Here is a 26,459-nt window from a genome sequence, read left to right as displayed (position 1 = left end):
CTTTCTAATGGGCGAGCATGTCGTCGGCAATTTGCGCTTCGGTCCAGTCGACTGGATAGTAGGTTGGCCAGTGATCTACCTCATCCAGAAGTGCCGCCCGGTCGTCACCCCAGTAGAGATGGAAGTGGGCAACCTTGTTTGGATGAATATTATGGTCACTGAACTGGATAAAGCTTGGCATGTCCGTATTGTCGTCAGTCCGCTTGAAGACAAAACGCACTCCCCGATTACCACGCTCATAGTTTAAAATTTCATAGCCGTCATAGGTGTACTGAGCACTTTGGCTATCACCATTCTCCTTGGTAAAAGTCACTTGATCGCCTTCAATTTGAATCTCGGCAACGTCGGTTTGATAACCGGTATCATAATACGCCTTGTATTCTGCTGCATCCATTGTATCACTTTTAGCTGCTTTTGCCTCAAAAACCTCATCCAAGGCGCCGGATTTCAAATACGGATAAACAGACTGCCATTCGCCGGCCCAGTCGGACAGTTCACGGTCAGCCACTTCGTCATTGTAGAAAAAGCCCTTGTAAATCCGCTCTCCTTCTTCACCTCCAGTGTGATGATCATCAATATGCACCGTCACCGGTTCAGATTCTTGTATTACATCTCCATTAGGTGCAAGCAAGGCTGCCTTGGCTTGCATGCCGTCCGTCGTTGCCTCACGGGAGAAGATTTGTGAAGTTAAGCCGTGGACGGCCTGCCAATCGGCCTGGTCGTCTGCGCGAATATACCATTGCCAGGACACTTCCGTATCTACGCTCTCAGCATCGGTTGCCTCTTCCAATAAAGCGGTCAATTCGACTTCATCGCCTGTATGGTAATGGTCCTTAAGCCCTTCAATTCGGATAGTGGCTTGCGCAGATTCTACTCCTGCTGTGGACTCGCTAGTTTCAGCCGATACAGCGCTAGTGTCGGATTCGCTGGCGAATACTGCCTGCTGAACTGGTGCAGTGGCCACAGTAAGTAATGTGGCTGCTGTAAGTGTGTGTAGGATATGTTTCTTCATTATGTTCCTTCTTTCTATTTTAGGTAATAGTAATTGTTACGTTTTATAGTTTAGCGGGTATGACTCAGCGTGTCAATCTTATGTGTCAAGTTTCATGTTTGCTGATTAACTGTCATTTTGTTGTCTATTTTAACTGTCGCAAAATACCTCTGGATTGCTTCCTCATGTTTGAAACAGCGTTCAAACATGACCAAATCATTTTGCTAATGTTTGAAACTTCGTTCAAACCTTTCGAAGATTTTTGCTAATGTTTGCGGCACTATTCAAACATGAGCAAATCGATTTCATAACGTTTGAATTACCTTTCAAACATTACCAAGGATTATACATCGTATTTAAAGCGATAATCCTTGGCGAGATAGGTGAATCTTGTCCGCGGATTCTCGTAATAAGAACTTTTGTTATGATTATGAACAACAAAGTGCTTCTTTAATATCGTCCGTAAAGTATGCAAATTTACATCTTGCCCGACAAAGGCATGCACCGGCTGGATCTTCAGTTCGTCTTGATAGTACAGCACTCCATAATCATAAATGGTGCGCACCACCGCACGCTCCAAGGCTTCAAGCTTCCCGCACCGCTCACATGCGATATGCACCCGACTATTCCGCCGCACAGCTCCCGATAAGCATCCCTCGCACAGAATCCCAGTCCGCGCTTGGGGCCGCAGGCTCAGACCTTGATAGTTAATGCAGTGATAATCTTGGATCTGCTGCACCAGCAGAACACTTCTCACCGACTCCGGGTCAAATCGGTACATCGCCATCTCCGCCTCTTTTTCGAAAAAATCCTGCAATTGCCAGCGTTTCAAATACTCACCGCTCCGCTGGCCCTGGAAATCGACCGTATCATATTCCTGCATGTAAACCACCCGCCCAGTCACAGGAATTTGGTAACTTAGCGCATCTTTAACAACGGTCACTGCCCGCTGAATTTGCCCAAAAGGATCGCGAATAGGAGACAGACCCGACTGAGACGCCAAGCGCCCTTCATCGTATTGGTACTTCGCTTGATAATTTTTGACTTCAAAAACATAGACACAGTGTGGCGCAATCACCAAAGCATCGATTTGGCAATAACTCGCAGACGTCGGCAACTTCAGATCACAGAGCATGAGCCAGCCCTCCGGCAGCAACTCCTTCACCCGCTCCCGAAAGGCATCCTCGCCTTGCTTCCCTTTCTCTAAAGCCTTTAAATTAGCCCGCGCCTGATTATCCAAGGTCACCCGCTCCGCCAACACTTCCATAAAACTCAATGCTAAATTCTGCATCACAATCCTCCTTGTTAGTCGTGTAGAAAGTATCTCTCCTACTATTAATATACTCACCAGGAGCCCCATTCCCATCTCACAACTTACAAAAAATGGAAAAATTCACGCTGCATATAATATAAACCGCATAAGCAAAACCCATAAAAACACAAACCAACCGGGAGTTGCACACAACATAACGATACCACGACAAGTCACACACGCCCTGATTTTCCTGCCGAAACGCCCCACGCCTCCAAAAACAAAAAAACCAGCCCGCAGGCTGGCTTACTCAATACATTACTACAACAACTCTCCATAACGCTTCACATACACATGCTTAACCACTGTGACCAAGAGCAGATACCCGACCACTGTCGCAAGGAGAAGCCACCAGAAATTGCTTGGTAAAGGTAACATATCCAGGGCAACCCCCAAGCGAGTATATGGCACCAAGGTCCCCACTAAGATACCACCCAAAGTTACCACCATCATGATGAAAGATGGCCGACTTTCCACGAAAGGCAACTTCGGTGTGCGCAAGGCATAAAGTACCAACGTTTGTGTCCAGAGGGAAATCACAAACCAACCCGTGTGGAAGAGGGCAATAAACTCTGTCTGGGCAGCCTCGCCTAAGTGTCCATAGGCGCCACCGACCGCTTGTGGGCAGATAACAAAGAAGAGCACTGCATAGGCTAAGACGTCAAAGACGGAACTGGTTGGCCCGAACCAGAGCATGAAACGCTTAATATTCCCGGCGTCCCAACGCTTCGGCTCTTCCAAATATTCCCCGTCCATTCGGTCCCACGGCAAGGCCAAGCAAGCCGTATCATACAGCAAATTCAAGAACAGTAATTGCATCGGCAACATCGGCAGAAACGGTAGGCACAAGCTGGCGACTAGCACGGAGAACATGTTCCCAAAGTTTGAACTGGTGGTTGCGTTCATATACTTCATAATATTGCCAAAGACGGTTCGACCAGATTCAATACCTTTTTCCAAGACCATTAAATCTTTATTCAAGAGAATAATATCTGCCGACTCCTTAGCAATATCGACCGCATTATCGACCGAAATACCCACATCAGCTGCCCGCATGGCCGGGGAATCATTGATCCCGTCACCCATAAAGCCAACTACGTGACCATTCTCCCGCAACAAGCGCACCAAATCAGCCTTTTGCGATGGATTCAACTTGACAAAGATGTCATAGTCTTCAACTGCCGCTTTCAAGGCTTCCTCGCTCATTTCGGCCACATCTGCTCCCGATAAATAACGCTCTGCATCTAGGCCAACTTGCCGGCAGACAGATTGAGTCACCAAGGCATTATCCCCGGTAAGAATCTTCACTTGCACCGAGTGCTGACTTAAAGCTTTCAAAGCTTCAGCTGTTGTTTCTTTCGGCGGATCCAAAAAGGCTAAGTAGCCTATTAAGACCATCTCCGATTCATCGCTTAGCCCTACTTCCCGCGGTGTGTCAGCTTTTTGGGCCAGGCCAATCACACGCAAACCTCGGGCATTTAACTCATCGACCTTGGTTAAAATCCGTGCGATGTGTGCTTCGTCCAGTGGCTCAACCTCGCCAGCCACTTCAACGTATGCGCAAACACCGAGCATCTCCTCCATAGCCCCTTTCGTAATCAGCTGTGTCTTGCCAGAGGCATCTTCGACAAGGACACTCATCCGACGACGATTGAAGTCGAAGGGAATCTCATCGATTTTCGTGTAGGCATCTGGATCAAAGGTCAACTCACGTTGGGCGGCTTCAATAATTGCCACATCCATCAAGTTTCGCAAACCCGTTTGGTGGTAGCTATTTAAAACCGCATGGCGCAACACCCGTTCATCCTCGTCGCCGTCGATATTCAAGTGCGTTTGCAGCACGATCTTGTCCTGGGTGAGGGTACCGGTCTTATCAGTACAGAGTACATCGATTGCACCAAAATTCTGCATGGCGTGCAAATTCTTGACAATGGTACCCTTGTCCGCCATGGACCGCGCACCCTTGACCAAGTTAGCATTAACAATCATCGGTAGCATTTCCGGAGTCAATCCAACCGCCACTGAAATCCCAAAGAGCAATGCTTGCAACCAATTGCCCTTGGTCAAGCCATTAATGAGAATAACCGTTGGCGCCATAAGCAACATAAAACGAATCAACAGGCGCGAGGTAGATTCTACCCCTGCATCGAAACTCGTCTTCACCGGCGCTTCCTGTAAGGCCTCGGCCACTTCCCCAAAAAGTGTATCCTGAGCCGTTCGCACTAAGACACCCGTCCCACTGCCACTGACCACTTCACTGCCCATATAAGCCATGGTCGGATAAGTCGACTCATCAGTGGCAAATTCAGCCTGACTCGCATCTGCCAACTTTTCAACCGGATAACTTTCCCCCGTTAATGAAGTCTGTGACACAAACAAATCCTTCGTATGAATTAAGCGCAAATCAGCCGGAATCATATCACCCGCCGCTAATTCAACTAAATCTCCGCGCACCAACTCCTCAGTGGGAATTTCTGCTACAAGCCCATCCCGGCACACAGCCGAAGTGACCTCTACGAAGGTGTCCAAAGCTTCAGCGGCTTGATTGGAGCGCACTGTTTGTACAATATCAATAAGCCCACTCATCAATACCAAGAGCATAATAATTATCGCACTCGTCGGATCCGCCTCAGCCGCCGGCACCCAGACATACTCTGTCACAAAACTAATCAACGCTAAGACAATAAGGACTAACGTAAAAGGTGAGGAGAAGGCCTCCAAAGTGATACGCAGCAAGCCTTTTTGATCACCATAATCCAATTCATTGCGCCCGTCTTCAGCCAAACGCTTAGCAGCTGCTTCTTGACTCAAGCCTTGCGGCGCACTATTTACATACTCAAGCACTTTCGTTACCGGTGCTTTTGCCAAATCAATATCTTTCCAAATCTTACGTGTCATCTCAATCCACTCCCTCAAATTCTTGGCGAGCTTTCAATGACCAGCTGAAAAGCCATGGCCCCTCAGCCAATGCTTATTTTGAAAGCTCTTAAACCTCTGCGAGTCCATGTCCATTCCCCCTCTTATCGCAAAAAATTGGAAAATAAAAAAGACGTTCCCCCGGTGAACGCCCCTAAAAAATGCACAAAAAAATCTCAGATTCTTTGAGCAGCTTTAGCACTGTGCATCGTAAACGCTTCGCGTTAGCTACCTTATGTAGGGCCTTAATTCGACCGAACCTGTTATACCCATTGGCGTCTCTGGACATTCTTGGGCAGTAGCCTATGTATGCATAGGAGCCTCACCTAACAAACCGTATTAAATTTTCCACTACTCATTCTAGCACACCGATTCCTTTTGTCAAATATTTCTGACCAAAATATTTTTTAGGCTAAAACGTTAGCGCATTCGATTGAGTTGACACAAAAAAGCGAGCCAGTCCGCTGCTTAATATACTTGGACTGGCTAGCTTAAAGTGGAAGATTCTCTCTACTATTTTCGCACCGGTTTAGCCGATAATCATCCTAGCAAGAACGGGTAACCCTTAGGCCCACACGCCTTCTCCTCAGAAGGTGGCAAAAATACCCCGAGTAGTGCTCGCTTCTCGGGGTATTGTGGTTGCAGTAAGGATTTCTTGCGTTACCCTCAATTGTATTGTGGCAGAATCTAGTGAGAAGTCAACTTGCAACGTGGAATCTGTTTACTTTCATTTTTTCCGAAATTTAAAATTGCCCCTTATAAAACGCTTACATTATGTGCTATAATACTTGTAGAGGGAAGGGCTCCTCAACAAAGAGCGGAAGATGACGCGAGGCACATCATTCCGGATAAAATTCATTGGAACAAAGATTCCGTAACCGAAGGAGCTTTCCCTATTTGTGTGCAGTAAGATAACCCTCGGATGCATAGTTTGTCCGGGAGGTTATTGCTTGTCCTAAATTAAATTCTCATGAGAGAATACTGTTGACTTATAGCCCATTTTTGGTATGATATTGGGTGAAGAAAAGACATTGAGAGTGTGATTCACTAACACTATATCCCTATGCTAGCGCAATCATGTGCGCATGAGGTATAGTGCTTGAGTGAACACCTGCTGGCCTATTTAGATGTCATAATCTGGATTGGCTTTTTTATTTTAGAAAGGATGAAAGATATGACAACACAAGTTACACCAGACCAGTTGGATTGGGATAATATAGGCTTTAGGTACATAGATACAGGCCAAAGCTACCGCGCCTATTATAAAAACGGCAAATGGGGCGAAGGCGAAATTGTCACAGATAAGATGATTACCATCAGCGAAGCCTCCCCTGCCATCCACTACGGCCAACAGTGTTTCGAAGGAATGAAAGCCTACCGTACGAAAGACGGCTCGATTAACCTATTCCGCCCTGATCAGAATGCGAAACGTATGGTTCAATCCGCTCGCAAAATACACCTGCCACCTTTCCCAGAAGACAGCTTTATTGAAGCCGTCAAAGAAATCGTGCACGCAAACGAAGCATGGATTCCACCTTACGGCTCTGGTGCGACTTTGTATATTCGGCCTTATCTCATCGGTATTGGCGATATCCTCGGTGTAAAACCAGCTGACGAAGCCCTCTTCGGCATTTATGTTACACCAGTTGGCGCTTATTTCAAAGGCGGCTTACAACCAGCACGCTTTATGATTAGTAAGTATGATCGGGCTGCGCCAAAAGGAACCGGTGCGGCTAAGGTTGGTGGCAACTACGCTGCCAGCTTTGACGCTGAAGTTGAAGCGAAAGCCAATGGCTTTGCGGACGCTATCTTCCTTGACCCAGCCACTCATACGAAAATCGAAGAAGTTGGCTCAGCGAACTTCTTTGGTATTCGAGAAGACAATACCTTTGTTACACCACAGTCTCCATCCATCTTACCAAGTATTACGAAGTATTCCCTTATATATATTGCGGAACACCGTCTTGGTATGAAGGTTGAAGAAGGTGATGTCTATGTCAAAGACCTCGACCAATTCAAAGAAGCCGGTGCAATGGGTACCGCAGCAGTAATCACGCCAGTCGGTAGCATCACCAATGGCGATGAAAAACTGATTTTCCACTCCGAAACGGAAGTTGGTCCTGTGACTCAAGCATTATATGATGAGCTGACCGGTATTCAATTCGGCGATAAAGAAGCCCCAGAAGGCTGGATCCAAAAAGTATAAACAAGCAAAACCACGCAGCTCCCGCTATTGATGGGCTTCTGCGTGGTTTTAGTGTTTAGCGTGGAAGAGTGTGCTCTTTGCTACACATTGAAAGTGATGGCCTTAAATATGATAGGATACGTGGGAGACACTACTTACGTCGTCGCATCTTTATCTTTCATTGGAGGGTACAGGCATGATATTTGCGTCAAAACGAAACCGCGCCACAGTCCTATTTCTGATATTTAAATTAAAATGAAACCGTGGCGTCATTACGTGGCGGGTCGATTTCTGCAGGGTTTGCGGTTGTCCTAGTCATAAAGAGAATATGAAAGCACGGTTTAAATCATGGCAACTTCATCTATAATATCACCCTGCTTCTAGCACAAACAGCGCTCCCTATTCACTTAGGTTGCGCTGTTTGCTTTTTGGTTTAGCTTTTGGTACTTACTGGGCTTCAGTTAGGCTTTCAGGGTTGTCACCTTTGTATATGCCGTAGCTGTCGACAAGTTGGGTGATACGTTCTTCGCCTTGAAGTAAGTCACCATAGACGTTGTATGTCTTGACAACGATGGTGTCTTCGGTAACGTCGATAATGGAATACGTTTGCACGTCAGAGTCGCGGTAGTTTGAGTGCGAGTCTACAAAAGCTTGGGATTGTTGCGGTTGCATGCCCACTGCGAAAAGCGTGCGGAAGTAATCTACTTGCTCTTGGGTTAACCATTCCAATTTCGGACGGGCGGTGTGAATGAAGTCTAAAGGTCGGTTGTAGATTGCTTCGTAAGTCTTTGTACCCGCTGTATTAGGCAAGTTGAAGACCGTTCCTTCAGGATTCACGTAATATTCAACCATGTCGCTACCTAGAATCACTTCCGCATAGTCCACTTCAGCGGAAGCAAAGTTATCTGCATAGACAAGTGGCTTCGTCCGAGAAAGGTTGTGGTCATGGCCGTTGAGAACTAAATCAACGTCTAACTCATCAATCATTTGCATCAATTCATCGCGGACCGGTTGAATTTCTTCATCTTGGAGTGAGTGGTAACTCATGGAGAAGAGCGGACGATGATAGCCTAGAATGACCCATTTAGCACCATTGTCACGAGCTGCTTGAATATCTTCGCGCAACCAAGTCATCTGCTCCTCGGTAAACATGGCGCCCTCATCATTGAACTCTTGTTCATCTGTGTCTGCTACGACGAAATGCACGCCGTTGTAGTCGAAGGAATAGTAATTCCCCGTATTCTCTTCTGTGCGCACGTTCGGCACATTAAAGTGTTCGTTAAACTCCTCATAAGTATGGCCTCCATATACTTTGTCATAATCATGGTTTCCTGGAATTACAGTCCACGGCAATTCCAATAAGGAGTCTTGCGAATGGCGGAATATATCAACCCACTCATCTTCTAAATCGGCTGAATCAATCCAATCTCCTGTATGAATTACAAAATCTGCCTCAGAATTGTCCAACGCCCGACGGAAGGTGTCACCACCCCAAATAGCTTCATTACGCGTATTCTCGTTGAAGAAGGCATTTTGCGTGTCGGTGACGTGTAAGAATTGGAAAGCTTCTCCTGATTCCCCGGAGGTTTTGAACGTGCCGATTTCACTGAGTTCGCCTTCTTGAGATCCCACTTGATAGTAGTAAGTAGTGTCTGCTTCCAAGCCATCGGCAATCGCCTTATAAGAATGCTCCTTGACTGGGATGAAGGTGTTGATACCATAGTCATCACCATTCTCAATCCAATCAATTTCATCTTCTAAACCTTCATCAGTGAAATAACCTTGCTTGACGGTGAAATTACCCTCATCATCCAAGACCGGATCATCCTCTTCATCACGCTCCACATCGGCAAAGATGAAGTAACCCTCCTCCGTACGCTCAGCGTACTCGTTCTCCACTTCCTTTGCCTCTGCTTCAAATACCAGCGGATCGGCCATATCCTTAGAAGTCGATACCAATACTACCGGATTCTCTGCCAAATCCGTCGTATACCAATTGAAAGCCAGACGGGTTTGCGTATCGCCGTGGAAAGACGCAACAATCCGGTTCGGTGTATTATTCACCTCAATCTCAGCTACTGCCGGCTTTTCTTCACTGTAACTTAAATATTCTTGCCCCATCACCGTTGCTGGTGCTAAAAGTTGCACACTCACAAGAATCGAAGCGAGTATTCTTTGTCGTTTCTTCATTCATCTTCCTCCTAATTATATTCGTTTTCTTCCTTCCCAATTGTAACAAAGCGGTGTAAATTTTCTGTAAATTTAAAGTAAAAGATAATACAGAAGAAGACATTTGAACATGGCAAAAAATGAAGTTGAATACCTATCAAATACAGCGCTTTTCTGAAATGGTGCAGATATGTGCTTTATGCTGCGGTATGTCTCGAATCCGAAATCCTAGTCCTAGACGCTTCAACCTCTGCCAGGAGTGAAATTGTCGCAATAACGAAGCAATGCGAAAACCGTAAACCTAACCGGCACTTTTGAGGCCAAATAATGCGCGCAACATCGCAATCTAAGATATACTGCACTCCCCGACGCAAGGTGTAACCCTGTGTGCTTGTGGGATTGCGGTTGGTCTTCTTATTTGATGAGAGTTGCTGCCAGGCCTTCCTAAGCGCACAATAAAAAAACACGCATTTGAAAGACACTCCAAATACGTGCACATGATGTTTGCATCTTTAGACTTCAGTCTCATTCACTTACATGCCGTGACCACCTTGGATAGCATGGGCATCTGGATCAGCTTCACCAATGGAGAAGACATATTTATGCCCTTGGGACATACTTTGGTAAAAGCCTTCACCTTGGTATAATTGGAACACTTGAGCCGTTGTAGCCAAGTCATCGTTAGGATAGACTTGATCTACAAAAGGATGGTTGGCTAGAATTTCTTCCAAAGCTGAGCGGTCTACTGGGCGGACCAGGCCTTCAATTCGAATGACTTGCACTAAATACGCATCTTTGGACAAGGCTGAGACGGCAATTTTAGGATTATCCATTAACTGTTGATAAAAAGCTGTATCCGGACTCGTCATAAAGAATATGCCCGCATCATTGGCCAAGCCGATATGAATATTACGCGCATGTGGCTGCCCCGTCGCGTCCGCCGTCGCAATTACTGCTGGCCCCATGTCTTCTTGAAGTATTTTGAGAATATCTGCTGCATGCATGAAATCACCCTTCTTGTGAATTATTTATTTATATCTATTCTAGCCCATTCCAAGATTTTCGACAACTGTAAACCCTACCAAATCTATGTAAATTATCTTATAATATACTCAGAAAGGAAGATAGATATGAGCAAAGTACAAGAATTAATGCAAGCCCTTTTAGAACATGATTGGATTAACCTAACCCATGACGTGACCCCGACGATTCCCATCTACCATACCTTCAACCCCATGAGCTTCAACGTTATTTCTAAATTCGATGAAGGCGGTGTTGATTCCAGAGAATACATTATCGGCACTTCCCACGGTACCCATATCGACGCACCCAAGCATTTCGGTGGACCAACCAAGCGGAGTCTAGAAGATATTCCTCTCAAAGAACGGATTCTTCCCCTCTACGTCCTGCACTTGGAAGATAAGGTGGCAGAAAATCCTGGTTATGCTGTGACCGTACAAGATATTCTAGATTTTGAAGCGGAATACGGTGAAATTCCAGTCGGTAGCTTTGTTGCCTTCTCCAGCAAATGGTATCCACGCTTTGGTGATGTGGCGGCTTTTGAGAATAAAGACGAGGCAGGTGTGGAACACACGCCGGGTTGGTCGGTGCCAGCCCTTGAGTTTCTGAGTCGTGAGCGCAAGGTAACCGCGATTGGCCACGAAACCTTGAATACAGATAGTGGCGTGGAAGCTGCCGAAGCGGGCTTTCTCGTGGCTGAAGATTACTGGCTTCGTGAGGATAAGTATCAAGTAGAACTTATGGCCAATCTCGATCAGTTACCCGCAGTTGGTGGCGTGATTTTTGTCACGGTGCCTCACATTGATGAAGCACCCGGCTTTCCTGCGGAAGTCTTTGCGGTAGTGCCCAGAGCATAATAAATGTGTCACAAAGAGTCAATTGTAATAAAGATTGCATATAAATGCATACCTTCTACTTTCATTAAGTTTCAAAACACATAAATTAATTAAATAAATATAACCTCCCAAAAGTTTGTGATATTCTTTACAGGCATTCACATGCACAGCAAATTTTTGGGAGGTTTTTATGAATTTAGGAGAGATTCTTGTTCAAACATTCACGGATATGAAGACTGTCAGTGCGATTACTTCAACCGTCTTTATCATTTTGCTCGGGTATTATTTCCGCAAACAAGGAATTTTCAACGAAACGGTCAGTAAGACTCTTTCAAGCGTTGTCTTAAACTTGGCCTTGCCGGCTCTAGCTTTTACGGCCTTTATGAAGGATATTGACCAAGAGCAGTTGAATCAAAGTATTGATGTCCTTATTTGGGGAATTTTAGTTTATGTTATTTTGATGTTATTGACACCGCTATTTTACCGTCACTATGATGGCGATCGTCGCAAGACCTTGGCCGTATTGAGTATTTTTGGTTCGACGACATTTTTTGGTACGCCGATTGTTAGTTCAATTTATGGGGATGAAGGAACAATTTACGCGAATATCTTCAATATTGGCTACCGGATTTTCCTTTATACCTATGGCTATATTATGATGAGTGGCTTGAAATTCGAAAAGAAGAATCTTAAGCAAATCTTCGGTAATTCAATCATTATCGCAACATTTGCTGGGTTATTAATTTGGATCTTCCAAAGTAACCTGCCGCAAGTCACCGTAACCGACGCGGTCACAGGTGAAGTTGGTTCTTACGCCTTCCTGCGTATTGACCAAACGGCATACTGGCTATACCGTCCGCTCCAATATTTAGCTGGCCTATCTTCACCACTAGCCTGGTTATCCATTGGGGCACAATTAGGTGAGTTGGACGTGAAAGAAGCAGCCACCAATAACACAGCTTGGTACTACAGTATCGTGAAAGTTGTCGCTGTACCTTTAATCAATCTACTCTTTATTCTTGGCTTGAACGCTGTTGGCTTCCTCGATTTAGGAAGTACTTCGATTGCTACAACCGTCATCATGATGGCAACCCCAACCGCAACCGTTGCAGCCGCATATGCAATTAACTTCGACCGCGACGCAACCTTGGCATCTAATGCATCACTACTATCAACGATTGCTGCCGTCATTGCGATTCCTCTATGGATCGTTGTCTTATCTATCTTGTCTAACGCTGGCATTATCTAATAAAGGAGAAAACTATGTTAAAAATTGCTTGTTATGGTGTTCGTCCCAACGAGGTTACAACCTTTGAAGAAAACAACAAATACAACTACGATTTAACCCTTTACGAAGAATTATTAACCCACGACAACATCGAAACCGCCAAAGGCCACGACGCCGTCTTACTCCGGGCGAACTGTGTAGCTGACCGGAAAAACCTTGAAATCATGAAAGACTACGGCATCGACCTCGTCTTCACCCGTACCGTTGGCTTCAACCACATCGACTTAGACGCAGCCAAAGACCTCGGCCAGAAAGTCGCCCGCGTCCCCGGTTATTCACCTAACGCAATTGCTGAATTAGCCGTAACAATGGCGATGACTTTACTACGCAACGTACAATACACCGCCGACCGCACTAGCCGCGCTGACTTCCGTGTCACACCGCAAATGTTCTCACGCGAAATCCGTAACTGTACCGTTGGTATCATCGGTACCGGCCGCATCGGACTAGTTGAAGCCCAAATGTATAAAGCGATGGGTGCCCGCGTTCTAGGCTACGACGTCTTCCAATCAGACGCAGCTAAAGAAGTCGTCGAATTCGTTGAACAAGACGAACTCCTTGCCCAAAGTGACATCGTGTCCATGCACGTTCCGCACATCCCAGGCGAGAACGATGAAATGATTAATAAAGACTTCCTTAGCAAAATGTGCAATGACGCTATACTGGTCAATACCGCCCGGGCTGAGATTCAAGACACTGAAGCCATCGTAGAAGCCTTAAAGAATGACGAACTATACGGCTACGCAACCGACGTTATTCCAAATGAAGGCGACGTCTTCTTCAAGAGCTTCGACTCCGTAGACGACATCCCCGTTGATTCTGTCCGCGAATTAACCAAACTGTATCCAAAAGCCATCATCACCCCACACGTCGGCTCAAACACCGACGAAGCCGTGAAGAACATGGTCGAATACAGCTTCGACAACTTCAACGACGTCCTAGAAACCGGCACTTCAGACAATTTGTTATTTTAAGTTTGCGTCCGACTTATTCAGCCGGTAAACTTACGCACCAAACGCACCCGCTCAGTTGAGTAGGTGCGTTTGTTTAGGTTGGTAGATTGGCCTGAGCAAGATGTCAGAGGCGTTCGATTTGGTTTGAGCGTTGTTGGGTGTCGGGTAAATGCGACGTGATTCCGTTGAGACGGCATCCGACGGAATAAAAACTCCGCAAAGTTCCGTGGGAAAGACGCCCCACGGAATCGAAATCGCACAAAATTCCGTGGGAACCAACTCCGACGGAATCCGGTAAGATGATGTCAATCTGACAGCTAACTTCTGGAAGATAGGGTTGTCTATCTTTTACGCAATAAAGTGACACGACGTCTTTGGGGTAAATATTGCCTGGCATCTTGTGGGTTCAGCTATCAGATGCAAGTAAGTCCACATTTAGCGATATTCACTGAGCCAGGTGTGTCGACGTTTCACTAAAGGATGACGCATTTCGGGGAATATTTGGTCTTATTTGTTTAAATAACGTCATGGTCACCTAATTTAGTCGATATTCACCATTAAGATGGGCGACCAGTTATTCTGTATAGCCATAGTTATATTGCAAATCACAGGTTGAAGTTTGCGCAGAAAACTCTATTTTTTGTCAATCCGATTATGATAGTAACATTAGTGAGATGACAGCTTTTACTCTTACTAAAGAGTATGCTACAAGTAAGCGTTGCAGTCAGTACGGTTCTTTTGTGGACTATCCTCCACTCAGTCGATTAATTATGGGATTATATGATGAAAGTACTCCCTAAGCCAAACGCCTCCAACCGATATGTCCGGCTAGAGGCGTTTCGCATTGATTATAAATTTCGTTCAATCAGAATCAGATAATCTATTGGGATATTTCGATACAGATTCTTTGAATATGGTTGAAAGATAACTCATCTCATCGGTAAACTGCATTCGAACGAATACATTCCTATGGGTCTATTGCTCTTAAATGTTGCAAGAGAATCGTCCATTCACAAAATGATTAGTAGACAGTCCCAGAAAAAATGGAATGGCTTGATATTTTTCTGCCAAGTATTTGGGAGAACTAGACATACGCAGCACGATTATGATATAAAAGCCTTATTATAATCATTTTCTACTCACGCTGAAACACATGAACGCGATTCAGTGGCCCTACACCTTTAGGATTCAAATCGACAAAGACAATATCTCCTGGATTATATGGTTTTCACCACTCTATTTGCTCACTTCCTAAATCTTCTCCCCAGTCAAGCTCTTTTTCTTCATAAGAATAATGTGTCATCGTTTCATAAATTCTATCTCCAAAAACTTTAAGATTTTTCTTAGAGACGATTACCTCAGAATTAGCGGCTTCAATCAACAATGATTCGCATACTTTCTTAGAATTATAATTTGATTTTCGCTTGTTTTTTAGCATCGACACGATTATTAATCTCCTATTTTCTAATAACTCACCTTGTGAAGTAAGCATAATACACAAAGTAAGGGTAATAATATGAAATTGCCTATATATCAAGAAGAATTGTAGTACCTCGCTTACACGCTGATAGCATCTTTACACAAAGCGCTTTATTCTAACAAACTCTTCTTAGCCTACTCAAATTCCCGCCGCTACAATCAGGGCCTGACTCACTGCTTTTTGTGGGTGGTTAAGAACTTCTTGCGTTTGTCCGCATTCTTGCACCTCACCTTCTGCTAGTATTAACAGTCGATTACAGACTTGGCGCACCATGGCCATATCGTGACTGATAAAGATGAGAGAAAAACTGAGCTCCTCCTGCAACTTACGTAATAAGTCCACAATCCCAATAGCCGCACTCAAGTCCACCGATGAAGTAATCTCGTCGGCAATGAGAATCTTCGGTCGTAATAATAAAATCCGAATCATCGATAGGCGTTGTAGTTGACCGCCGGATAGCTGCTTAGGCATACGATCCAATAAAGCTTCCTCCACCTGAGACGTGGCCATAAGTTGCGCCAAATAGGCCCAAGAAGTTGCTTCAGGTATTCCTTTTTGTAAGGAAAGCATACGGATAATCTCCGCCATATGGTCACGAATACGCACAAAAGGATCAAATGCATTGTAAGGATTTTGCGGTATAATTTGAATATCCCGGAACATAGCCAGGCTTTTCCCATGAATTGCTTTACCTTCATAAATAATTCTTCCTGCCGTTGATTGGCGTATGCCGGTCAATACACTGGCCAAAGTTGTCTTGCCTGATCCGGATGAGCCTACAACGCCCAAGGCGTCTCGGGCATACAATTCAAAAGATACCTCCTTCAGAATATGCTTGTCTGGCAGGTGGTAACACAACCCCTCCGCCACAAGTATGGGCACCTTCTCTTGTCCTGCTGACGCCTCTTCAGCCCCATGGCTTTGCAAAGCTTGATAGGCCTGAACAAGCTTTTGTCCCATCGTCGATTGGGGACTTTCCAGAATAGCTGTCCGTGGCCCCGTTTCCACTACCTGTCCTTGATCCATCACATAAATCCGCTCACAGAGCTGGGCAACCAGACTCAGATCATGGCTAATAAATAATACCGCAACACCTAAATTCTGATTTACTACTTGTAAAGTCTTGATAACTTCTTGCTTGTTGATGGCGTCCAAAGCTGTGGTGGATTCATCAGCAATTAATAAGGATGGACGGGCAAGCAGGGCCAAAGCAATATTCACCCTTTGTTTCATCCCACCTGATAGCTGATAAGGATACTTGGCCAGGAATGCCTCACTAGAATCAAGTCGCACCGCTTGTAGAACAGCTTGAATCGACGTTTTCATCTCTGTTATTGGACGTTGCCCCATCCGTACAAGCTGACGGTAGTATTGTTGCATTTGCTGGCCAATCGTGAAATTGGGATTGAGCGCATTCAAAGAATCCTGCAGAATAATTGCTACCTCTTGCAATAGGACAGGATTCACCCTCTTCGTTCCTAAGGTCAAACATTCTGTTTCTTGTGATTTATGTTTTAGCTTTATCTGTCCGCTCACATTACTGCCTTTAGGTAGCAAGAATGGATAAATACTCTTGACGAGCATGCTCTTTCCAGAACCGGATGAGCCGATGAGGCCCACTGTTTCCCTCGCAGCAATCTCAAGGGAAACATTGTGTAAGATAGTTTGTGAACCAACGCCAAGGGATACCTTATGATAGATAAATTTCTCAAAAGACATGGCTTTCTCCTTCTAAGCTAGTGATTGGTAGGAGCGGTCGAATAGAATATGGAAAACTAAAGCAATACAGAAGATACCCAAGCATGGCAGAATTACCAGCCACGGTGCATCAAAAAGGTAGAGGCGATATTGGTATAGCATCGTTCCCCAGTCCGCTTGAGTCGGATCGGTTCCAAGTCCAATAAAGGTCAATCCAGCATAATCCAAGACATAATTACTCACTTGGTTACCGAAACTCGTCAAAATCACAGGCAGAATATTGACCCAAACATGGCGAAAGATGATACGGCGATGGGAAATCCCTGTCTTATGCAAGAGTTCAATATACGGACGCTCTTTGACCTCTTTGACTAGCTGGCTAATTTGGACAATATAATGCCCTGAACTAGAAAAACCTAATACGAAACCAGCCGAAACCGGCGTCAGACCAAGTAAGGCCGTAATAATCAGTGCTAAGATAAACGTTGGAATGGTCAGTACAATCTCAGCCATAAAGACTAGCCCCCGACTCCACCAACAGTCGAAATATCCAGCCAAAAGTCCGAGACTCACCCCGATAATAAGCCCAGTCACACTCGCGCTAAACAGCATTAACAAAGTTCGAATACAACCATGCTTCATCAAAGTAAGTAAATCCCGCCCCAAATGATCAGTTCCAAGCCAATGTTCCGCAGAAGGTGCTCGTAAAGTCGCAAGCATATCCACTTGGCGCGGGCTATTTCCTGGGGCAAACAATAAGAAGACGATAAAGAGTACGCTCAGACCCACGGCAATTCGCTCTTTAGTAGTTAAAGTCATCACAATGCCGCCTCCTCTTGCTGCAAACTAACCAGCAAACCTTCCACTATTACGTGCATGCCAAACATCCAAGCAATTGTCAGCATCAAATAGCCTTGAATTACGACATAATCCCGGTGGGAGATACTATCAATTAAGAAGGCGCTGATTCCGGGAATCGCAAACGTATATTCAAGAATGCTTGTTCCACCAATCACCCAACTGAATTGAGGCAGCATCGCTGATAGTAAACCGTACATGGTGTAGTGGTAGCCATACTTCCAGAGGACAGTCTTTAAAGAAAAGCCTCGTGTTTGCATGGTTTGAATGTAGGCTTGAGCCTTCACCTCCTCCAAATGTCGGATAACAATCCGAGTCAAATGCCCAGATTGATAAAAGGCAATAAGCAAACTTGATATCAGTATACCAGGTAACTTATGCTCCCCGTAAAAAGATAAAAGCTTCCAGCGATTACTTAATAGATAAATTAATAACACACCTGAAATTAAGCTAGGGAAAGTCGATGCTAGTAAAGTGTGTACTCTAGATACCTTCCCCCAAAAGCCATTCTCCTGCAAGACTGCTAAGAAACCTAAGACATAGGCCCACAAGCCACCTAAAAGCAAGCCCCCACAGGCCATTAATAATGAATAGGGTAAGCGCCGAAACAGCTCAGTGCGCACATCCAACCCTGTCATATAGGCCCTGCCCCAATCACCTTGGATAAAACGCCCTAACCAGTGCCCATACTGAACAAAAAGGGAGCGATTAAGCCCCCATTGTTCCTCAACAATTTGAATATTCTCTGGCGTGACCGGTAATTGATATTGCTGCAAATAATAATGCACTGGATAATCCGGCATTAAGCGTGGCAGAAGAAAAGCTACCACACTCACTGCCCAGAAAAGGCCTAACCATCTCAAGAATATTTTGCCTAAATTTGTCAAAAGAATCACCTATTCTCCATATGTATCTAGTCCTAGCTGATCATTGACAATGTAATAATCCCCACAATAAATGGAGTAGTCTGCTAATTCTTCAGACACGGCCGCGTGCCACTGCGGATCAATCACCAATAAGACCGGACGATCTTCTGCTAAGATAATTTCTTGGATATCCTTGGCCAATTGATTAACCTCTGCACTCTCTTTGGCTGCACCTAATTCATCGAGTAATTGATCCACTTCAGGATTGGAATAACCAAACTGATTCTTTGGCCCATTCGTACGGTAGAATTGATTTAAGAAGAAACTTGGTTCACCGGTTGGGGCGGTATGCTGTGAATATAAAAGCAAATCATAGCCTGACGTAGCATCTAAATCTTCCGCATTGTCCAAGGCTTCAACTTGGCAGGTGATTCCTAATCCCTCTAATTGTGAGGCGATTACAGTTGATAAAAGCACCAAGTCTTTACGGAATGAAAGCGTCGCTAAGTTCAAGGCCAGTGTTTCTCCGTCTTTCTCACGCAACCCATCCTCATTTAAAGTCCACCCCGCATCATCCAAGATTTTGGCAGCAGTCTCTGGATCAAATCTCTTCGCAATATCTCCATTAAAGTCGAAATAGTGAGCAAATAAGCTTGTCGCTTCATAGCCACCTTTCAAAGCTTGTAAATACTCTTCTCGGTTCAGCCCCAAATCAAGCGCCTCGCGCAACGCAGAATCAGCCAGCGGACCTTGCGTCATATTCACCGTCATAAAGTATTGGTAACCAGCATCGATTGATTTAGTCACTTCTCCCGCTGCTTCCAATTGTTCTTTCAAATCTGGTGAAATTGGATAAATCATGTCTAATTCATCATTTTCGAAGGCCAGGCGCATAGCTGTCTCGTCTTGAAAGGCCTTCAATGTTACTTGTTGCCTTTGATTTGCTTCAGGGTAATAAGTATTGGGTGTTAGGACAATCTCTTCCTGAGGTCGCAAACTTTCAACCTGGTAAGGTCCTGTGTAGATATATTCGTCGCCAGCTTGCTTGAAGACGACATTGGTCCATTCACCAAGAATCGACATCATGACATTGGTCTCACGCTCTGTTGCAATCGTCATTTGATAACTATCATCAGCCGTGAAAATTAAGCGCCCTGCCGTTGCTTGCGCCAATTCATTCTTCTCTTGGATTTCATTCATCGAAGCTGCCAAAGCTTCTGCATCCACTTCGCTACCATCCGCGAAGAAAACACCTTCATTCAACTCAGCCTGCCAAGTATTGCTGTCTACTTTCTCTAACGTTTTAATGAAACGGGAGTATAAATTCCCTTCTGCATCCTGCTGATACACATACTCACTTACCCCGTGAGATGTCAACAACCAGCTCGATTGCATCGGATCCGTATTAGGCACCACTCGCCCTGTACCAATTACATAGCCTCCTTCACTGGCTGCTACATACCGCAAAGGCGCTATTGCCAGACTAGCCAGTAGCAGCACGCAAGCAATAAAGGCCATAGTCCATTGCTTCGTTAAATTCCTTGAATTCATAAATAATTCTACCTCCTTTTATTTAGGTTGACCTAATTAATTATAGTATACTTAAATATTGTGAGATAGCAAGACTTTTTTGGAAGAATATTCACATAGTGTTATCTATAAAGGTGAATGTTCTGCTTGTCTTATTGGAACTTAAAAATTGGTGGGGAAAGCGTCAACTCCCACATTAAAAACCCGGATTTCATCTATTGTAGAAATCCGGGTGGATGGTTCATTTATAATTTATATTTCGAACCCTTTATTTAAATTCACCAACAAATTCATCAGTTACGCCATTTTCTTGGCTATAGACTTCATTGCCTCGAACATAGGTTGCAACAATCGAAGCACCGATTTCACGACCAATGTAAGGGCTAATCTTATTGCGATACTCTAAATCTTCTGCTTCTAAAGTATAAGACTGCTCAGGGTCTATGATTACGATATCCGCATCTTTACCAACTTCGATTGAACCTTTTTCCTCAATACCAAATCGTTTGGTTGGAGCAGTCGCGATAATATCAGCAAATCTTTCTAACGACATTCCACGTTTATTTACCGCTTCATCAAAGAAGATATCTACATCATTTTGTACTCCGGAAATGCCGCCCCATGCGTCAAAAGCATTCTCTTTATCTTTCAAGTCCGGTGTACACGGTGAGTGGTCAGATACTTGCGTTATAATATTTCCTTCTTTTAAATGTTCCCATAGACCATCTTGCGCACGTTGATCACGGATTGGCGGAGAACACTTAGCCACGTTACCAATTTCATCTAACTCATCTGTCGTAAAGTAAAGGTAATGTAAACAGGTTTCACACGTCACATCAACACCTTGGCGTTGGCCTTCTAGAACGGCTTCCACACCCTCCGGACAAGCTACGTGACAAATATGAATTCGACAACCTGTCTCTTTGGCCAGTAATATTGCTCGTTGAATTGGTTCGACTTCCGTGAACACAGGACGTGTAGCAACATATTCGGATAATTTAGATTTACCTTCAGCTTGTGCTATCTCACCTAAACGATCAGTAATGGCAGCATTCTCGGCATGTATTGAGAGAACTTTACCAGTTTTGGCGATTTGACGCATACCTTCATATAAAGAATAATCATCCACATTCTGGAAATCGCCATCAATTGAACGGTCGCCACAAGTTGCCATAAAGCATTTATAAGCGGTAGCTCCTCCTTCATCGAGCTCTTGGATTCCTCCTGTCTCAACATTATAAGGGACGAGGCCTCCAAATGTGTAAACATCCACTTTCAGCTTGCCTTGACCAGATTGATACTTATCTTCTAAGGAAGCTGCATCAACAGTTGCTGGCACTTGATTTAGTGGCATTTCTAAGAAAGACGTTACCCCACCTTTAGCACAAGCTGACGTACCTGTTACATAGCCTTCCCATTCATCGCGGTAGCCGCCCCCATTTTCAGTAATATGTACGTGTGCGTCGAACATTCCTGGGGAAACAATTTTTCCTGTTGCATCTACTTCTTTCGCTCCGCTAAGGCCATGACCAACTGCAGCGATTTTCCCCTCTTGGATAGCAACATCTGTCTCAACTGCACCTGAGGGAAGAATTACCTTCCCGTTCTTGATAACTACTTCATAAGTCATTTAGACTCCTCCTTTTATTATTTCACTCTGGTAGAGAATTTATCTTTACCTAATAGTGTTAAAACATAATACACAGCTGCCGCAATGGCAAAGCCGGCAATCCAGCCAATTTCTGAAAGCCAAGCTAAACTTGGAATGAATTGACCGATAATCGACACAATTAAGCCAGCAAATGTAGCTATATAAGCGTTAGTGTTAATTCCACTATACTGACTTAGTGAAGCATCCTCTTTAGCAAAGTATAAAGCGTTAAGATCAATGATTTGGTTTTTAATTAAGTAGAAGTGAATCATCATCACACCCGCAACGGGTCCTAACAAGGAACCAATTAAGTTCAAGAAGGTAATAAAGCCTCCTGCAGAGTTGGCGAAACGCCATGGCAGAATAATGAAACTAACTAGACTGGCGGCTAAAACACCTCGACGATAATTCATTACGCTTGGGAATAAAGCTGTTAACTGGTAAGCTGCTGGAATGATATTCCCTGTTGCATTTGTGGATACTGTTGTCATAAGCAGAACAAAAGATGCTACAAAAACAGCGATATTAGAGTCCCAACTATTTACAATATTCAAGACTTGCCCGTCATGATTAATGCCTGCCACAGAAGCGCCATTTAACACAGCTACAGCAGCAAAAGCAAAGATAATATAACCCACGAGCATTGAAAGCATCTGACCAATCGATTGATCACGCGTGCTTTCCGCATTCTGAGTAAAGTCAGATACCGACACAGCAGGCGCAGCCCATGTTGAAAGAATAGCCGCAATGATAATTAAATATCCCATGAAAGTGGTGGTTGAGCTGACTTCAGTGGCTTGATAAGAGAAAATAGCGCCAAATCCAGCTTGTTGAATACCCCAAATCATCATACCTCCAAAGACCAAGTAAATCAGTGGATTTAAGATTGCTGTAAAGCGATTGAGGACTCCGCCACCACCTAAACCAATTAACACATTGATGATAAAGAAAAGGGCAAAGCAAATAAATTCAGGCGCAGTTAAACCTAAAAAATTAAATCCTGGTGCAATCCCAGCAAAAGCCGGAAAGAAACGTATAATCAACACAAGCAAGGCCTGAGAACCGAAATAATTCTGTACCCCAAACCATGCAATTGCTGCCACGACGCCTCGTAAGGCGCCAGGCAATTTGGAACCGATATCTCCAAAGACTGAACGCAAATGCATAGCAAAAGGGATCCCATATTTAGATCCCGCCCGACCATTAAAAGCCATTACAAGCGCTGTGATTACCCCTGCGAGAATAATCGCCAGGACCACATGCATCGGCTTCATGCCAAGAGCCAGGAATCCTCCCACTGCCACATAGTTTGAAATATTATGAATTGAACCCATCCATAAAGTGAAGTAGTTCATGAGATTCATATTCCGTTTTTCTTTCGTCTTCGGCAAGATGTCTGCATTGGTGTATCCACGCTGACGATACCGTTCCAGCTGCTCCTGTGTAACAAATAAATCATGAGTCTCCATAATCGTCTCCTCTTATTTCTAGCAAATAATTTCTATCTTAATAAGCTAACTTCTTCAGTGCCGCAGCTAACGCTTGGATACCTTGTTCAATATCCACTGCCTCGGTATGCTCCTCTGGGTTGTGGCTAATCCCTTTGATTGATGGCACGAAAATCATGCCTGTTGGAACACGAGGAGCAAATATTTGTGAATCATGCCCTGCACCAGAATGCATTACCTGATAACTTAAATTTTGATCCTTGCAGACTTGCTCAATAATCTGAATAATTTCGTCATTCATCGGCACAGGCGGTTCATCCATCCATAATTCAACTGTTGAATCAATGCCTTTAACTTCAGCATGGCCTTGAATCAGTGCCTCTACTTCTTTAGCAAAATCATTTAAAGCATCTTGATCGGTATGGCGCATATCGATAGAGAATTCTACTTCGCCTGGGACTACATTCACCACATTAGGTACGACGTCCACTTGTCCAAAAGTCACCACCAATGGATCCCCAATTTCTTTGGCCCGATCAATTACCTCGACGATTATTCTTGACATACATTCAACGACATCCTTGCGATACTTCATCAAGGTTGTACCAGCGTGATTAGCTTCACCTTTTAACTTTATCGAGTAGCGCTTTTGTCCAACGATTGCATTTACCACTCCTACTTTCAAGTTTTCCTCTTCTAAGAAGTTCCCTTGCTCAATGTGGAGTTCAACAAAGGCATCCATCTTTGAGAACTTTGATGGCTCCTCTTGGAAATCAAACCCTGCTTCATGCATCGCGTCAACAAAGGAGATCCCTTCGCTATCGGTGATATCGCTTACATCTTTTGGATCAGCTATATTGAAAAGGTTCTTCGATCCCCAGAAAGTATACGGGAAACGGGAGCCTTCCTCTTCAGCCAGTGAAATAATCCGTAAGGATTTCTTGGGCTGTCCGTATTTCTCAATCAAACCTTTAATAGCTAAGTAAGCTGACATAATGCCCAACTGGCCATCTAATCTTCCCCCGTTGACTACGGTATCCACATGAGAGCCAGATGCAATAATGACTTCAGGAGTTTCGCTACCTTCAATCGTGGCGTACAAGTTGCCCACTGCATCAAATTCCGTTTGCATGCCTGACTTTTCAAATAAATCCTTCAAGGAATTTTGAGCTTCAACCCAGGATTTAGAATAAAGTAATCGCGTTGTACCTTTGCCCTCTTTGTCCGAAATACTCGAAAGCCAATCCATCGCTTCATCGATTTGTCCAGGTGTTATATCAATCAAAATAAATCCTCCTTCTCCCTTATTTGTCTACAAATATAATAATAGAAAACCCTTACAATTCCATTGTTCTTAACGCTCAATATATGTATATTTTTTGTTCATCTTGCACAATTTTGAATAAGTGTTATAGTATTCATAAGCGTACTGCTATACTGTGTCTAAGCCAAAGTCTTCTACATAATAAATTCATACAAGCTACGGATTCTTCAGAAGCAATTGCGTGCATTTGTACTGATTACTAAGGGCGAGCTCATGAACATATTAAAGTTAATATATTCCAGCAAAAAAAGTGTTAGTAAACCAAAAGGATTCACAGGACTTTGACACTTGTCAGCCTAAAAAATCTCTCTAAACGTTGGTGTATAGCACTTATATTGTCAAATATCTCGTGCATATTTTTCGTACTATTTTTCCATCAGCTACAAATATGACAAAAACATTGTTATTATCGCATTTTCTTTGTATAAAAACCGCTCTATGAATTAGATTGCTTTGACACTTATATTATACTTCATGCTTCAAAAAAATTAAATATATTTTGTATTAAAGTACGAATAGTACGCTTTTTTCCGTTGGCATAAACTCCTCCGAAATGTTGGTTTAAAGAGGTTTTAGGTACCCTTTGGCCTTTAGAAGTGTCAAACGCGAGATTACTAAGGGCGAGCTATTGAATATATTAAAGTTAATATATTCCCACAATAAAAAGTGTTAGTAAACCCAAAGGATTCACTAACACTGCCTGTATTTATATATAATTTCGCTTAGCGGTATACTTTTAATGCTGCTTGTACGGCTTTGCCAGCCTGAATATCCGCTCCCAAGTATAGTAATGTCGCTTCTAAAGCTCCCAAAACATGTAGTACATTCTGCTTACGACTTGAGTATCCCATATTTCCAATCCGCCAAATAACTTTATTCAAATCACCAAAGGAACCTGCAATTTCTACAGAGAATTCCTCTAAGAGAATGTCACGCACTTTATTTGGCTCAATACCGTCAGGAATCATAACAGGAATAACCGTTGGCATTGCAGTTTCTCGGTCACCATATATGCCTAAGCCCATCGCCTCAATCCCTGCAATTAAAGCATTGTTATTTAATTGATGACGTTGGAACACCTTTTCCATTCCTTCTTCTTGCACAAATAAGCGTAAGCCTGTGTGTAAACCATAGATCATGTTCGTGGCTTCCGTATGGTGGTTGATTGGGTTCTGGCTCCAATATACCATCAATTGGCTCAAGTCAAGATAGTTGGATTGGATAAAGCGTTCATTTCGTTGATCGGCTCCTAAGCCAAGCTCTTTTTGGAAACGCGATTCGATGAAAGCTTTGGCACGATGACTTATGGATACCAGTGACATTCCCGAAGGGACACTCAAGCATTTTTGCGTCCCGGCAATTGCAATATCAATTCCCCATTCATCTTGTTTAATATCCATACCGCCAAAAGTTGCGACACAATCCACGACAAGGTAGATTCCATTGGCTTGACAGTAGGCTCCCACTTCTTCAAGTTGCTGACATTGGCCATTAGCCGTTTCCCCATGAACCATCGCCACAATCTTAGGCTGTTCTGCTTTAATTCGCTCAATAATCTCTGCTTGTTCAAAGGTGCCGGTCCAATCACGCTCCATCAAGACGATATCACCGCCAGCTCTTTCTACAATCTCTGCTAACAAATAAGCAAACCGTCCGTAAGCTGGAATTAATACCTTATCACCTGGTTCGATCATAGCAAATAACGCTGCTTCCAAGCCAGAACGAGATGTACCATCGACTGCTAGACACTCGTTATTGGGCGCATTGAACGCAATCCGAAGCATCTCTTTAATTTCTTGCATTAGCGAAGTAAATGCTGGGTCAAATTGTCCTAATGTTCCTGTACTCATTGCACGAAGGACCACTGGATTCGCTTCAACCGGACCTGGTGTCATAATTGTTCTGTTTGGCACATTAATTTCTTTAAACATGAA

The 26,459-nt window shown here is 44.0% G+C and carries 18 protein-coding genes and 1 riboswitch; of the genes, 4 read left to right on the top strand and 14 right to left on the bottom strand.

All coding sequences use genetic code 11. The features are described 5' to 3' along the window. Positions 1-4 precede the first annotated feature (4 nt). The 3 genes from CL176_RS12435 to mgtA all read right to left on the bottom strand — a co-directional run bounded on the left by CL176_RS12435 (position 5) and on the right by mgtA (position 5,201). The gene (locus tag CL176_RS12435) at positions 5-1,012 is read right to left on the bottom strand and encodes a ZinT family metal-binding protein (RefSeq protein ID WP_205528130.1); all 1,008 of its coding nucleotides are present in this window, start codon (positions 1,010-1,012) and stop codon (positions 5-7) included. Between the two features lie 322 nt (positions 1,013-1,334). Then, complete coding sequence (locus CL176_RS02940; protein WP_162890798.1) at positions 1,335-2,282, bottom strand: nuclease-related domain-containing protein; 948 nt, start codon at positions 2,280-2,282, stop codon at positions 1,335-1,337. A 282-nt stretch (positions 2,283-2,564) separates the two neighbouring features. After that, a complete protein-coding gene (gene mgtA, locus CL176_RS02935; protein WP_118989985.1) occupies positions 2,565-5,201 on the bottom strand; it encodes a magnesium-translocating P-type ATPase in 2,637 nt (878 codons plus the stop codon). A gap of 191 nt (positions 5,202-5,392) precedes the next feature. Next, positions 5,393-5,560: riboswitch (M-box (ykoK) riboswitch) on the bottom strand. A gap of 833 nt (positions 5,561-6,393) precedes the next feature. On the opposite strand from mgtA, the gene CL176_RS02925 reads away from it, so the two are divergent. Then, a complete protein-coding gene (locus CL176_RS02925; RefSeq protein WP_118991550.1) occupies positions 6,394-7,425 on the top strand; it encodes a branched-chain amino acid aminotransferase in 1,032 nt (343 codons plus the stop codon). Between the two features lie 426 nt (positions 7,426-7,851). On the opposite strand, the gene CL176_RS02920 is transcribed toward CL176_RS02925, so the two are convergent. Both CL176_RS02920 and CL176_RS02915 read right to left on the bottom strand, forming a co-directional pair. Further along, positions 7,852-9,594: a purple acid phosphatase family protein gene (locus CL176_RS02920; RefSeq protein WP_118989983.1), complete on the bottom strand. Its 1,743-nt coding sequence runs from the start codon at positions 9,592-9,594 to the stop codon at positions 7,852-7,854. 512 nt (positions 9,595-10,106) lie between these two features. Continuing rightward, entirely contained in the window at positions 10,107-10,577 is a 471-nt protein-coding gene (locus CL176_RS02915) for a pyridoxamine 5'-phosphate oxidase family protein (protein WP_118989982.1), read from the bottom strand. Between the two features lie 126 nt (positions 10,578-10,703). Between CL176_RS02915 and CL176_RS02910 the strand changes: the two genes are divergently transcribed. The 3 genes from CL176_RS02910 (at position 10,704) to CL176_RS02900 (ending at position 13,691) form a co-directional block, all read left to right on the top strand. Continuing rightward, positions 10,704-11,450 (top strand): cyclase family protein, encoded by a 747-nt coding sequence (locus CL176_RS02910; RefSeq protein WP_118989981.1) that lies wholly within the window; start codon positions 10,704-10,706, stop codon positions 11,448-11,450. Between the two features lie 169 nt (positions 11,451-11,619). Further along, complete coding sequence (locus CL176_RS02905; RefSeq protein WP_118989980.1) at positions 11,620-12,678, top strand: AEC family transporter; 1,059 nt, start codon at positions 11,620-11,622, stop codon at positions 12,676-12,678. A 14-nt stretch (positions 12,679-12,692) separates the two neighbouring features. Next, complete coding sequence (locus CL176_RS02900) at positions 12,693-13,691, top strand: 2-hydroxyacid dehydrogenase (protein WP_118989979.1); 999 nt, start codon at positions 12,693-12,695, stop codon at positions 13,689-13,691. 1,207 nt (positions 13,692-14,898) lie between these two features. Here CL176_RS02900 and CL176_RS02895 read toward each other — a convergent pair. From CL176_RS02895 to CL176_RS02855, 9 genes are all read right to left on the bottom strand, one after another. Then, positions 14,899-15,114, bottom strand: a complete 216-nt coding sequence (locus CL176_RS02895) for a hypothetical protein (protein WP_118989978.1) — start codon at positions 15,112-15,114, stop codon at positions 14,899-14,901. Between the two features lie 174 nt (positions 15,115-15,288). After that, on the bottom strand, positions 15,289-16,869 hold the full coding sequence (locus CL176_RS02890; RefSeq protein ID WP_118989977.1) for an ABC transporter ATP-binding protein: 1,581 nt from the start codon (positions 16,867-16,869) through the stop codon (positions 15,289-15,291). A 12-nt stretch (positions 16,870-16,881) separates the two neighbouring features. After that, positions 16,882-17,667 carry an ABC transporter permease gene (locus tag CL176_RS02885; protein WP_118989976.1) on the bottom strand — a complete coding sequence of 262 codons (786 nt, stop codon included), beginning with the start codon at positions 17,665-17,667 and terminating at the stop codon, positions 16,882-16,884. Beyond that, entirely contained in the window at positions 17,667-18,593 is a 927-nt protein-coding gene (locus CL176_RS02880; protein WP_162890797.1) for an ABC transporter permease, read from the bottom strand. The genes CL176_RS02885 and CL176_RS02880 overlap by 1 nt, the downstream gene beginning before the upstream one ends. A 9-nt stretch (positions 18,594-18,602) precedes the next feature. Next, complete coding sequence (locus CL176_RS02875) at positions 18,603-20,123, bottom strand: ABC transporter substrate-binding protein (protein WP_118989974.1); 1,521 nt, start codon at positions 20,121-20,123, stop codon at positions 18,603-18,605. A gap of 247 nt (positions 20,124-20,370) precedes the next feature. Further along, positions 20,371-21,732 carry an allantoinase AllB gene (gene allB, locus CL176_RS02870; protein ID WP_118989973.1) on the bottom strand — a complete coding sequence of 454 codons (1,362 nt, stop codon included), beginning with the start codon at positions 21,730-21,732 and terminating at the stop codon, positions 20,371-20,373. Positions 21,733-21,749: 17 nt separating this feature from the next. Continuing rightward, positions 21,750-23,222, bottom strand: coding sequence for an allantoin permease (gene allW, locus CL176_RS02865; RefSeq protein WP_118989972.1), 1,473 nt, complete (start codon positions 23,220-23,222; stop codon positions 21,750-21,752). Positions 23,223-23,259: 37 nt separating this feature from the next. Beyond that, positions 23,260-24,486 (bottom strand): allantoate deiminase, encoded by a 1,227-nt coding sequence (allC, locus tag CL176_RS02860; RefSeq protein ID WP_118989971.1) that lies wholly within the window; start codon positions 24,484-24,486, stop codon positions 23,260-23,262. Between the two features lie 761 nt (positions 24,487-25,247). Beyond that, a complete protein-coding gene (locus tag CL176_RS02855) occupies positions 25,248-26,456 on the bottom strand; it encodes a pyridoxal-phosphate-dependent aminotransferase family protein (protein ID WP_118989970.1) in 1,209 nt (402 codons plus the stop codon). Positions 26,457-26,459: the final 3 nt, after the last annotated feature.

The organism is Suicoccus acidiformans (assembly GCF_003546865.1).
In the GTDB taxonomy this organism is placed as follows: Bacteria; Bacillota; Bacilli; order Lactobacillales; family Aerococcaceae; genus Suicoccus; species Suicoccus acidiformans.
The sequence above is the reverse complement of the archived record's forward strand: the minus strand, read 5'-3'. Positions and strand labels throughout refer to the sequence as shown.

Excerpts from the sequence above, each read along its gene's own strand:
- CL176_RS02905 (WP_118989980.1), top strand. The coding sequence starts at position 11,620 with ATGAATTTAGGAGAGATTCTTGTTCAAACATTCACGGATATGAAGACT.
- CL176_RS02920 (WP_118989983.1), bottom strand. The coding sequence starts at position 9,594 with ATGAAGAAACGACAAAGAATACTCGCTTCGATTCTTGTGAGTGTGCAA.
- mgtA (WP_118989985.1), bottom strand. The coding sequence starts at position 5,201 with ATGACACGTAAGATTTGGAAAGATATTGATTTGGCAAAAGCACCGGTA.
- CL176_RS02915 (WP_118989982.1), bottom strand. The coding sequence starts at position 10,577 with ATGCATGCAGCAGATATTCTCAAAATACTTCAAGAAGACATGGGGCCA.
- CL176_RS02900 (WP_118989979.1), top strand. The coding sequence starts at position 12,693 with ATGTTAAAAATTGCTTGTTATGGTGTTCGTCCCAACGAGGTTACAACC.
- allW (WP_118989972.1), bottom strand. The coding sequence starts at position 23,222 with ATGGAGACTCATGATTTATTTGTTACACAGGAGCAGCTGGAACGGTAT.
- CL176_RS02855 (WP_118989970.1), bottom strand. The coding sequence starts at position 26,456 with ATGTTTAAAGAAATTAATGTGCCAAACAGAACAATTATGACACCAGGT.
- CL176_RS02885 (WP_118989976.1), bottom strand. The coding sequence starts at position 17,667 with ATGACTTTAACTACTAAAGAGCGAATTGCCGTGGGTCTGAGCGTACTC.
- CL176_RS02940 (WP_162890798.1), bottom strand. The coding sequence starts at position 2,282 with ATGCAGAATTTAGCATTGAGTTTTATGGAAGTGTTGGCGGAGCGGGTG.
- CL176_RS02910 (WP_118989981.1), top strand. The coding sequence starts at position 10,704 with ATGAGCAAAGTACAAGAATTAATGCAAGCCCTTTTAGAACATGATTGG.
- allB (WP_118989973.1), bottom strand. The coding sequence starts at position 21,732 with ATGACTTATGAAGTAGTTATCAAGAACGGGAAGGTAATTCTTCCCTCA.
- CL176_RS02875 (WP_118989974.1), bottom strand. The coding sequence starts at position 20,123 with ATGAATTCAAGGAATTTAACGAAGCAATGGACTATGGCCTTTATTGCT.
- CL176_RS02925 (WP_118991550.1), top strand. The coding sequence starts at position 6,394 with ATGACAACACAAGTTACACCAGACCAGTTGGATTGGGATAATATAGGC.
- CL176_RS02890 (WP_118989977.1), bottom strand. The coding sequence starts at position 16,869 with ATGTCTTTTGAGAAATTTATCTATCATAAGGTATCCCTTGGCGTTGGT.
- CL176_RS12435 (WP_205528130.1), bottom strand. The coding sequence starts at position 1,012 with ATGAAGAAACATATCCTACACACACTTACAGCAGCCACATTACTTACT.